We start from the raw sequence: 1,787 nt of genomic DNA, 5'->3' as shown, positions 1-1,787 counted from the left end.
TAAAACAATGAAAGCCCTACCTCTCTTTCATCCTTACGGCTCCTTGTCCGTGCCAGTGTGAATCAGGATTGTAAAAATCAAGTGACTATTTAATCGAGTTATTTGATGAAACTTCAAACGTTCGTAAAAGAAATTTAAAAATAAAATGGATTAGATTGAAGTAATAACAAAAGAGGTATCTACTCTAAAAGTGAGTTGAAGAAATTGAATATCTTTGAAATACTTTCCTTTTAATAATCATCATATACCCAGAAAATTCAGGATATTTCCGAGGGATGTCATACAGTATTTATAATAAATCTCAACAGAAACTTTTTATTTGTTTTTCAGTGATTCCTTTAATTAATTCTAGCTCACTGACCAAAAATTTATATGCATCATCCAACAATTTTTTTTCGCTTGTATTCAGTGCTTTTTCCTTCTTTATACGGATTAAATCACGTATAACTTCAGCACCTTCTTGTATTTCACCCGTTTTTATTTTATCTGTGTTTACTTTATACCTTTGTTTCCAAGGCATTAATTCGCCTGATTCTCCATGCTGAAAAATGTGTATAATGCGCGTTAATGTAAGTATATCAATAACTGGGCGTATATTCGAACTCAATATTTTGCCCTTAGGAATCATGATTTGCATATTACTAAGGGACATTTTTATGACATAATAAAGTTGCTTTTTCCCTGAGAACTCTTTTTCTTCTATGGCTTCAATTATACCTGCTCCGTGCATTGGATAAACAATGTTATCGCCAATTTGAAACATATAACCCACCTCCATATGTGGTAACCTTCTCAAGCTTAACACATATGTTATTTTTTATCAAATATTCAATAATATCATGAGTTTATTTTTAGTGTCAATCACTTTTTTCTTCGGAAGTTAAATTAAGGAAAACAGCCGCAAAATAATAGAGAGCGTTCTAGATTTCAAATAAAAGAAAAGGGAATTCCCACGCGTATATTCTGAAATCTCTACTCATTAACGTAGATCAGTTTTTCCTTGAAAACGGCCAAATCGATCCCGTATTTTTTTCAATCTTATATGATACTCCAAAATCTCAATTCTTGCTTTTTCTGCTAGAGGGGCAATTGGTCGTAAGTCTTTTAACCCCCAATACTCAACTACTACATCAAGTACTTGATCAAAATATTGTAGTGGCCCATAGTTTGCTTCTTTTGCAATCACAGCCATTCTATTTTCAAAATCAGGCATGACGGCACCTGGCATTTTAAAATTCCTAATCACATTGGCAATATGGTAGCAATAATTTGGTTCCAATTCTAAATGTGTTCGAATAACGTCTCGATAAAACGCATAATGAAGTGTTTCATCTTTTGCAAGACGGCGTAATAATGTAGCAAGATCTGGATCATGCTTACTTGCCACCTTAGCTACATTATTGTAAAACACCATTGTTGCAAGTTCTTGTAGCGTCGTATACGTCATGGCTTCGATTGGTGTATGAAAATCAGGCTCAAATCCACACTCAACGACTGATTTTCTTAATTCATGTATACGTTTAGGGTTTACACTTCGAGTGAGTAGTAAATATGTCTCTAATAAATTCGAATGTTGATCCTCTTCTGAGGTCCAAGTATGAATAAAGTCTGTAATAACAGAAAGGGAACCTTTAAAAGTCGCAGATAAATACGTTGTAAACCATGGTAAATTCACTTCTGTTAATAAAGCTGTTTCAATGGCGGTAATTACACCAGAAGGGAGAGTAACTTGACTTTCATCCCAAGGAACTCTTTTAAAGTCCATTCCCTTATCCCATGGTAAAAAC

2 protein-coding genes are annotated in these 1,787 nt (G+C 33.8%); both read right to left on the bottom strand.

Annotated features, from left to right (window positions below; translation table 11 throughout):
* Positions 1–301 precede the first annotated feature (301 nt).
* Entirely contained in the window at positions 302–763 is a 462-nt protein-coding gene (locus CER22_RS30965) for a CarD family transcriptional regulator (RefSeq protein WP_000486301.1), read from the bottom strand.
* 216 nt (positions 764–979) lie between these two features.
* Positions 980–1,787, bottom strand: an 808-nt coding sequence (locus CER22_RS30960) for an acyl-ACP desaturase (protein WP_142293620.1), incomplete at its 5' end; no start/stop codon positions are given.

Origin of the sequence: Bacillus sp. K2I17 (assembly GCF_002209985.1) — a bacterium.
Classification (GTDB): domain Bacteria; phylum Bacillota; class Bacilli; order Bacillales; family Bacillaceae_G; genus Bacillus_A; species Bacillus_A wiedmannii.
The sequence above is the reverse complement of the archived record's forward strand: the minus strand, read 5'-3'. Positions and strand labels throughout refer to the sequence as shown.

Coding starts and splice junctions, on each gene's coding strand:
- CER22_RS30965 (WP_000486301.1), bottom strand. CDS start 763: ATGTTTCAAATTGGCGATAACATTGTTTATCCAATGCACGGAGCAGGT.